The organism is uncultured Ferrovibrio sp. (genome assembly GCF_937960835.1).
Taxonomy (GTDB): domain Bacteria; phylum Pseudomonadota; class Alphaproteobacteria; order Ferrovibrionales; family Ferrovibrionaceae; genus Ferrovibrio.
In genome coordinates, this window is sequence record NZ_CALGPC010000012.1 from 130835 (window position 1) to 139204 (window position 8370).

The 8370-nt window shown below is 63.8% G+C and carries 9 protein-coding genes; 7 read left to right on the forward strand and 2 right to left on the reverse strand.

Annotation, left to right across the window (positions count from 1 at the left end; all coding sequences use genetic code 11):
• Positions 1 to 89 precede the first annotated feature (89 nt).
• Together Q0603_RS12660 and polA are read left to right on the forward strand one after the other, a co-directional pair.
• The gene (locus tag Q0603_RS12660; RefSeq protein WP_298726178.1) at positions 90 to 287 is read left to right on the forward strand and encodes a zinc-finger domain-containing protein; all 198 of its coding nucleotides are present in this window, start codon (positions 90 to 92) and stop codon (positions 285 to 287) included.
• 7 nt (positions 288 to 294) lie between these two features.
• Positions 295 to 3123, forward strand: a complete 2829-nt coding sequence (gene polA / locus Q0603_RS12665; protein ID WP_298726180.1) for a DNA polymerase I — start codon at positions 295 to 297, stop codon at positions 3121 to 3123.
• An 81-nt stretch (positions 3124 to 3204) separates the two neighbouring features.
• On the opposite strand, the gene Q0603_RS12670 is transcribed toward polA, so the two are convergent.
• The gene (locus tag Q0603_RS12670; RefSeq protein WP_298726182.1) at positions 3205 to 3612 is read right to left on the reverse strand and encodes a hypothetical protein; all 408 of its coding nucleotides are present in this window, start codon (positions 3610 to 3612) and stop codon (positions 3205 to 3207) included.
• A 126-nt stretch (positions 3613 to 3738) separates the two neighbouring features.
• Here Q0603_RS12670 and Q0603_RS12675 point away from each other — a divergent pair, with 126 nt between their 5' ends.
• From Q0603_RS12675 to Q0603_RS12690, 4 genes are all read left to right on the forward strand, one after another.
• Positions 3739 to 4833 carry a malate/lactate/ureidoglycolate dehydrogenase gene (locus Q0603_RS12675; protein WP_298726184.1) on the forward strand — a complete coding sequence of 365 codons (1095 nt, stop codon included), beginning with the start codon at positions 3739 to 3741 and terminating at the stop codon, positions 4831 to 4833.
• A gap of 10 nt (positions 4834 to 4843) precedes the next feature.
• Entirely contained in the window at positions 4844 to 5626 is a 783-nt protein-coding gene (locus Q0603_RS12680; RefSeq protein WP_298726186.1) for a fumarylacetoacetate hydrolase family protein, read from the forward strand.
• Positions 5623 to 6105 carry a GNAT family N-acetyltransferase gene (locus tag Q0603_RS12685; protein ID WP_298726188.1) on the forward strand — a complete coding sequence of 161 codons (483 nt, stop codon included), beginning with the start codon at positions 5623 to 5625 and terminating at the stop codon, positions 6103 to 6105. Before Q0603_RS12680 ends, Q0603_RS12685 begins: the two co-directional genes overlap by 4 nt.
• Positions 6106 to 6197: 92 nt before the next feature.
• On the forward strand, positions 6198 to 7217 hold the full coding sequence (locus tag Q0603_RS12690) for an NAD(P)-dependent alcohol dehydrogenase (RefSeq protein ID WP_298726191.1): 1020 nt from the start codon (positions 6198 to 6200) through the stop codon (positions 7215 to 7217).
• 5 nt (positions 7218 to 7222) lie between these two features.
• Here Q0603_RS12690 and Q0603_RS12695 read toward each other — a convergent pair whose 3' ends face one another.
• Complete coding sequence (locus Q0603_RS12695; protein WP_298726193.1) at positions 7223 to 7372, reverse strand: hypothetical protein; 150 nt, start codon at positions 7370 to 7372, stop codon at positions 7223 to 7225.
• A gap of 313 nt (positions 7373 to 7685) precedes the next feature.
• Between Q0603_RS12695 and Q0603_RS12700 the strand changes: the two genes are divergently transcribed.
• The coding region (locus Q0603_RS12700) for a thioredoxin domain-containing protein (RefSeq protein WP_298726195.1) at positions 7686 to 8370 on the forward strand (685 nt) is incomplete at its 3' end.

Sequence of the window (8370 nt, forward strand, 5' to 3'; positions counted from 1 at the left end):
CTGCGGTAGGTATCACCTCGCAGCCGAGGGGTCAAACTGCGGACCTGGCGGCTTTCTCATCCAGCCGGCTTTTCTGGAGACAGACGACCATGCAAGCCCAAAAGACCGCACCCGTGAACGGCGAGACCATCCAGGTGGAAAGCCCGGTGGTGGCCTGCGATGGCGGCGGCGGCGCGCTCGGCCATCCGCGTGTCTACCTGAATATGGGCCACAAGCACGAGATCGAATGCCCCTATTGCAGCCGTCTTTACGTGCTGAAGGATGGCGCCCACCACGGCGCGCATTGATCGCCGCATGGCTGGCAGGGCGAAGCATCACCTCTACCTCGTCGACGGCTCCGGCTACATCTTCCGCGCCTATCACGCGCTGCCGCCCCTGACGCGCAAGTCGGACGGCATGCCGGTTGGCGCCGTGTCGGGCTTTTGCAACATGCTCCACTCGCTGCGCGACCGGGCGGAGCATGACGAGGCCGTCAGCCATATGGCGGTGATCTTCGATGCCGCGCGGGCAAATTTCCGCAACGAGATCTATCCCGAATACAAGGCCAACCGGTCGGAAACGCCGGAAGACCTGATCCCGCAATTCAGGCCGATCCGCGATGCCACTGCTGCCTTCGGCCTGGCGGCAATTGAGAAAGACGGCTTCGAGGCCGACGACCTGATCGCGACCTATACCAAGCTGGCCCGCGAGGCCGGCATGGAAGTCTGCATCGTTTCCTCCGACAAGGATCTGATGCAGCTCGTACGCGACGGCGTGACCATGCTGGACCCGATGAAGGACCGCAAGCTGGCCGCGGCCGAAGTAATGGAGAAATTCGGCGTCCCGCCCGAAAAGGTGGTGGACGTGCAGGCACTGGCCGGCGACAGCACCGACAACGTGCCCGGCGTCCCCGGCATCGGCATCAAGACGGCAGCCGAGCTCATCAACACGTTCGGCGATCTCAACACGCTGCTGGCGCGCGCCTCCGAGATCAAGCAGCCGAAGCGGCGCCAAACCCTGATCGAGAATGCCGAGAAGGCACGCATCTCGCGTGAGCTGGTGCGACTGCGCGACGACGTGCCGCTCGATCTCGGCCTGGACGATCTGAAGCTCGGCCCGGTGGAATGGCCGAAGCTGGCGGCCTTCCTCGACGAGATGGAATTCCGCAGCCTGAAAACGCGCATCGAGAACCGGCTGAAGCTGCGCGGCAACGGCTCTGTCGATAGCGGCATGGCGGCACAGCCGATGCAGGCCGCACCGGTGGCCTACGAAGGCGAAGGCGGACCGGAGACGCCGCCCGACACGCCGCGGCCTGAAAGCTATCGTCTGGTGCAGGAGATCACCGATCTCAGACATTGCATCAAGCGCGCCTATGAAGAAGGTATCGTCGCCATCGATACCGAGACGACGAGCATTCTGCCGACACGTGCCAAGCTGGTTGGCATCTGCCTTGCCGTGACGCCGTCGGAGGCCTGCTACATCCCGCTTGGCCATGTAAAGCCAGGCGGCGGGCTCGATCTCGGCGGCGACGGCGAGCTGAAGCAGATCCCGCTGGAAGAGGCGCTGAACGAACTGCGGCCGATGCTGGCCGATCCGGCCGTATTGAAGGTGGGGCAGAATATCAAATACGACATCGCCGTGCTGTCGGCCTATGGCGTCGAGATTGTCGGCTATGACGACACGATGCTGCTGTCCTACGTGCTGAATGCCGGCAAGCATGGCCACGGCATGGACGAATTGTCCGAACGCTATCTTGGCCATACCACGGTCAAGTACGAGGACGTCTGTGGCAGCGGCAAGAACCAGATCAGCTTCGCCGAGGTGCCGCTGGACAAGGCGCGCGATTATGCTGCCGAAGATGCCGATGTGACCTTACGGCTGCACCGCCTGCTGAAGCCGCGCCTCCTGGCCGAGAAGCTGGTGACGCTTTACGAGACGGTCGAGCGGCCACTGCCCAAGATCGTTGCCGACATGGAAGTGGCCGGCATCAAGGTTGACCCCGCCGAACTCAACCGCCTCTCCGCCGATTTCGCCAAACGCATGGAGGTCTTCGAGAAGAGGGCCCACGAACTGGCCGGCGAGAATTTCAATATCGGCTCACCCAAGCAGCTGGGCGAGATTCTGTTCGACAAGATGGGCCTGCCCGGCGGCAAGAAAGGCAAGACCGGCGCCTATTCCACCGGCGCGGACGTGCTGGAGGAACTGGCGGCGCAGGGTCATGAATTGCCGCGGGTGGTGCTGGACTGGCGGCAGCTGCAGAAGCTGAAAAGCACCTATGCCGATGCGCTGGTGGCGGAGATCAATCCGAAGACCGGGCGGGTGCATACCTGCTATTCGATCTCATCGACCAATACTGGCCGCTTCGCCTCCAACGATCCCAACCTGCAGAACATCCCGATCCGTACCGAGGAAGGCCGCAAGATCCGCCGCGCTTTCGTCGCCGAACCCGGTTACAAGCTGATCTCGGCCGACTACTCGCAAATCGAGCTGCGCATCCTGGCGCATATCGCCGATATCGCCGCGCTGAAGCAGGCTTTCCGCGACGGCGTCGACATCCATGCGCTGACCGCTTCGCAGGTGTTCAACACGCCTGTGGAAGGCATGGACCCGAGCGTGCGTCGCGCCGCAAAAGCGATCAATTTCGGCATCATCTACGGCATGAGCGCCTTCGGCCTGGCAGCCCAGCTCGGCATCCCGCAGGGCGAGGCACGCGCCTATATCGACGCCTATTTCAAGCGCTATCCCGGTATCAAGGATTACATGGATCGCACCAAGAAGCAGGTAAAGGAACAGGGCTACGTCACCACCCTGTTCGGCCGCCGGGTGCATTTTCCCAACATCAATACCAAGAACCCGGCTGAGCGCGCCTTCCTGGAGCGCGCCGCCATCAATGCACCGATCCAGGGCAGCGCAGCCGACATCATCAAGCATGCCATGGTCAAGCTGCCGCAGGCGCTGAAGGCCGAGGGGCTGTCGGCGCGCATGCTGCTGCAGGTGCATGACGAACTGGTCTTCGAGGCGCCCGAGGCAGAAGTCGAAGCTACGATCGCAGTGGCCAAGCGCGTGATGCAGAATGCGGCGACACTGGACGTGCCGTTGACCGTCGAAGCCGGCGTCGGCGACAACTGGGACGACGCGCATTAACTGAAAGCATGAACAGGGCCGTCATGCCACGGCTCGGCCTGAGCATGACGATTGCATAGGTCAGATGCATAGGTCACGGATTCACTTGCCCGGCACGCAGCGCTGCACCAGCGCGCCGCAGGGCTCCAGCGTCCGGCGGCCGGTCGAGGTGCGGCCGCGGAATTCGAGCGCCTGCACCTTGCCACCGTGCAACAGGAATACGGCCTCGCAATAACGGAAATAATCGTAGGACGTCTCGCCGCGGTTGGTCGGGGTGTAGCCGACATCGGAAACCGATGTCGCCGAACGGCTGGTCTCGCGGAAGTAACTCCAGATATCGGTGCCGCCCTCACGGTTGACCGCCACCGGCTCGCCCAGGCAGGCCTTAAGCTGCGCATCCGTGAAACCGATCATGCTGGTCTGGGCGGTGATGGCCTTCTGCTCAAGGCTAGAGCTGCAGCCGGCCAAGAATGCCAGCAGCGCAAGAGGGGCAAGACTGGTCTTAAACATGACGCCACTCTGCCGGAAGCCGCCAATCCGGTCAAATACCTGTCGGCTACGCTGTTATCTGGATGATTGTTTAGGCTTCGGCTTTCCGATAAACCGGACGGCAATCAAGAAAGAAGGATGGAGACAATGGGCGGAACCGTCATCGTCAAGGCAGAGAATCTGCGCGCCGCGGTGCGCCATATCGTGCTGGCAGGTGGCAGCAATGAGCGCGAGGCTGCCCTGGTCTCCGAGAATCTGGTGCTGGCCAACCTTACCGGCCATGACAGCCACGGTATCGGCATGCTGCCGCAATACATCCTGGCGGTGGTCGAGAAACGCCTGCAGGTGAACCAGGCACCGACCGTGATCAGCGATCACGGCGCCATCCTCAATCTGGACGGCAATATGGGCTATGGCCAGGTAATCGGCCATGACGCCATGGAGCTCGGCATCCGCCGCGCCCGCGAAACCGGCGTCTGCGTCGTCAGTCTGCGCAACAGCCACCATATCGGCCGTATCGGCCATTGGGGTGAGCAGTGCGCCGCCGCTGGCTTCGTCTCCATGCATTACGTCAACGTCGTCGGCCGGCCGCCGCTGGTGGCGCCGCATGGCGGCTCGGATGCGCGCTTTGCCACCAATCCCTATTGCTGTGCCCTGCCGGCCACCGAGCCGGGCGGCGAGCCGGTGGTGCTCGACATGGCGACCTCGAAGATCGCCATGGGCAAGGTGCGGGTCGCCATGAACAAGGGCGAGCAGGTCGCGCCTGAAACCCTGATCGACAACAAGGGCAATCCGACCACCGATCCGAATATCATGTTCCAGCCCGGCGGCCCGAAGGGCGCGATCCTCGCCTTCGGCGCGCATAAGGGCTATGGCCTGGCCGTGATCGTCGAAATGCTGGCCGGGGCGCTGACCGGCGGCGGCACGCTGCATGACCACAACTGGGCGCGCAACACGATCACCAACAACATGCTCTCGGTGATCATCGATCCCGCCAAGCTGGGCGGCGCCGAGACCTGGCGGCAGGAACTGGCCACCTTCGTGAAATGGGTGAAGGCCTCGCCTGCCGCGCCTGGCGTGGATCAGGTGCTGGTCGCCGGCGAGCCTGAACGCAACACCAAGGCCAAACGCCTGGCCGAGGGCATCCCCATCGACACCAATACCTGGAACGAGATCATCGCCGCCGGAAAATCGGTCGGCGTCGGCCCGGACCAGACCAATGCCGCTGCCGGCCTAGCTTGAGGATAAGACGATGAGCGCCAAGATCGACGAAGCTGCTGCACGCCTGCGCCAGGCCGAGGAAACCAACACCCCCTGCGCGCCCATCCGCGACCTGTTTGCCGAGGGCGATCTGAACGCGGCCTATGCGGTGCAAGCGGTGAACCGCGCGCATTGGCTGAAGACCGGCCGGCAGCTGATCGGCCGCAAGGTGGCCGTCAGCGCCAAGGCGGCACAGAAGGCCATGGGCTTGAGCGAGCCGGCCTACGGCATGCTCTATGCCGATATGCTGATGGGGGATGGCGACGAGGTGGCGGTTGACCGCGTGATGCAGCCGCGCCTGGAAGGCGAAGTGGCGGTGGTGCTGGAGCGCGATCTGGTGATGGAGCGGCCGACGCTGGTGGATGTGCTGCGTGCTGTCGCCTATGTCGTGCCCGCCATTGAAGTGGTGGGCTGCCGCATCGCGCAGCTCAATACCAAGGCGGTCGATCTGATCGCGGACAATGCAGGCAGCGGCACCTTCGTGCTGGGCGCCACGGCGCGCAAGCTGGACGGCCTCGATCTGCGCCGCATGACCATGACAATGACCAAGAACGGCGAACAGGTGGCCAGCGGCACCGGTGCGCTGGTGGCGGGCGCCCCGCTGCACGCCCTGGCCTGGCTGGCGGCGCGCATGGTGAAGGACGAATTGCCGCTCAAGGCGGGCGATGTGGTGATGACTGGCACCTTCTTCCCGATGCTGCCGGCCTCGCCCGGAGACCGCATCGAAGTGCATGCAGAAGGCCTGGGCCGCTGCGAAGTCAGCTTCGCGGCATGAGTTTCCGCATCCGCGCCGCCACCGACGAGGACCGCCCGGCTCTGCTGGAGCAGGCCTGGCAGCTCAACATCTACGAAGAGCCGATCTCGCATGACCGGCGCATCGACAAGACCGGTGCGGAAGACACACTGCAGGCGACGCTAAACCGTGTCGCCAAGAGCGGCGGCACGGTGCTGGTGGCCGAGATGGACGGACGCGTGGTCGGGCATCTCTTCCTCAGTTTCGAGACCCATCCGATCTATGTGCGGCCGGAACTGCGCCCTTACGCCTATATCGCCGAATTGTTCATCCGCGAGGAAGCGCGCGACCGTGGCATCGGGCGGGCGCTGGTGGCGGAAGCCGAACGCATCGCCGCCGAACGCGGCATGGACAAGATCATGATTGGTGTGCTGGCCGGCAACACCATGGCCGAGGAAGCTTATGCCCGCTATGGCTTCCGGCCTTACTCCCATGAACTGGTGAAACCGATCAAACGCTGAAACAGGGCCCGAGCGCCCCTCTCCTAGCGACAGGCTGGACGCCACCATAACGCTGCCATCATAATCCCGGCAGCAATGACGGGAGGAAACTCATGGCGATGCGCGCCATCGAATTGCACGGCTTTGCGCTCGATCAGCTGAAGATGGCCGAACGGCCGCAACCCGCGCCTGGCCCCGGCGAAGCGGTGGTGCGAGTGAGGGCCTGCTCGCTGAATTTCCGGGACTGGCTGCTGGTTCAAGGTGTTTACAATCCGAAGCAGAAATTGCCGGTGATTCCGGTCTCCGACGCCGCCGGGGATATCGTCGCCGTCGGCGAGGGCGTGACCGCATTCAAGGCCGGCGACCGCGTGCTGGGCCATTTCATGCCAACCTGGCTGTCGGGCGAGCCAAGCGTGGAGAAATTCAGCGCCGGCATCGGCAGCCCGAACGATGGCTGGCTCTGCGAATACCGCAGCTTCCCCGCCAACGCCCTGGCGAAGATCCCCGAACATCTTTCTTATGAGGAGGCGGCGACCCTCCCCTGCGCCGCGCTGACCGCCTGGAGCGCCATCGTCACGCTGGGGCAGGTTAAGCCGGGCGATCGCGTGCTGGTGCAAGGCACCGGCGGCGTGGCCCTGTTTGCCCTGCAATTCGCCAAGCTTGCCGGCGCTGAGGTGATCGTTACCTCTTCCAGCGACGCCAAGCTGCAGAAAGCCAAAGCGCTTGGCGCCGACCATGGCATCAACTACCGCGACAATCCTGAATGGGGGCGCGTGGCACGGGCGATCAGCGGCGGCCAGGGACTGGATCACATCATCGAATTGGGCGGCGCGGATACGCTGATGCAATCGATCCGCGCAATCAGGCCAGGCGGCATGATCAGCATGATCGGCGTGCTTTCCGGCCCGCGGCCCGAAATCCATCTGCCGCTGGTGGTGATGCAGCAGCTGCGGCTGCAAGGCATTACCGTCGGCAGCAAGGAAGGACTGGACGCTATGCTGCGCGCCATAGACGTTTCCAAGATGCATCCGGTGCTGGACCGAAGCTTCGACTTCTCGGAAACCGGCGTGCGCGCGGCCTATGCCCATATGGGCGAAGGCCAGGCCTTTGGAAAGATCGTGATCGTCTTCTAAAAAATTCAGTTCAGCGGCGTGCTGCGCGCCCTGTCCTCGCCGACCGGCGCGGGCGGCGCATGAGAGGATGTGATCATCCCCAGCAGCATTCCGCCAGCGAAGGCGAGAAACGCGAAGATCAGCCCTGCGAAGTAAACCTGTTCGGCGGTCGACATGGGACACCTCCGTGCCGGGTTCTATACGCGCTGAGGCAAGCTTCGGTTCCCGCCGCGCTGGCCCGCATTCCCGGCCCAACGGGCATAGACGGATAGATGAGGCCGGGGATGACAACAGTGATCCTCGGCATAAGGGAGAAGTGGCTGATTTCCCTGGACAAGCCTCGGGTTGTTCCGCGCCGCTGGACGCCTTTATTCCGGCAGCTACCCCGGGAAACAGGAGGCCCGGGTGTTGGCTTTTGCCCCTGACGCCATTATCTCTGGTTCCAATCGCTTAGCTGTACTGTCCACCTCAACCGAAGAAGACCGCGTCATGGATCTTGGAGCCAAACCCGCTTCCTCCGCCGCCACGCCGGCAGCCGGTGCCGGCGACCTGGTAAAGGACGCTGATATCACCACCTTCATGCAGGACGTCATCCAGGCCTCCATGCAGGTACCCGTGCTGGTCGACTTCTGGGCCCCCTGGTGCGGCCCCTGTAAGCAGCTGGGCCCGGCGCTGGAAAAGGTGGTCAGGGCCGCCAACGGCAAGGTGAAGCTGGTCAAGGTCAATATTGACGAGCCGAAGAACCAGCCGCTCGCGCAGCAGCTGCGCATTCAGTCGATTCCGGCCGTCTATGCCTTCTCGAAGGGCCAGCCGGTGGATGGTTTCGTCGGCGCTCTGCCGGAAAGCCAGTTGAAGAAATTCGTCGAGGGCCTGGCCGGCGGCGCGCTGGAAGGCGACGTCGCTGGGCAGATGCTGGAGCAGGGCAAGGCCGCGATGGCCGAGCAGGATTGGACCGGTGCGGCGCAGGCGTTTTCTGCTGTGCTGGGCGAGGAGCCGGAGAATCCGACCGCGCTCGGCGGCCTGGCACGCGCCCTGATCGGCATGGGCGAGATCGACCACGCCAAGGAAGTGCTGGCCGATCTGCCGGCCAATATCGCCAACCACGCCGATATCGCTGCTGCCCGTTCGGCGCTGGAGCTGCAGGAGCAATCGGCGGGCGCCGCCGATCAGCTCA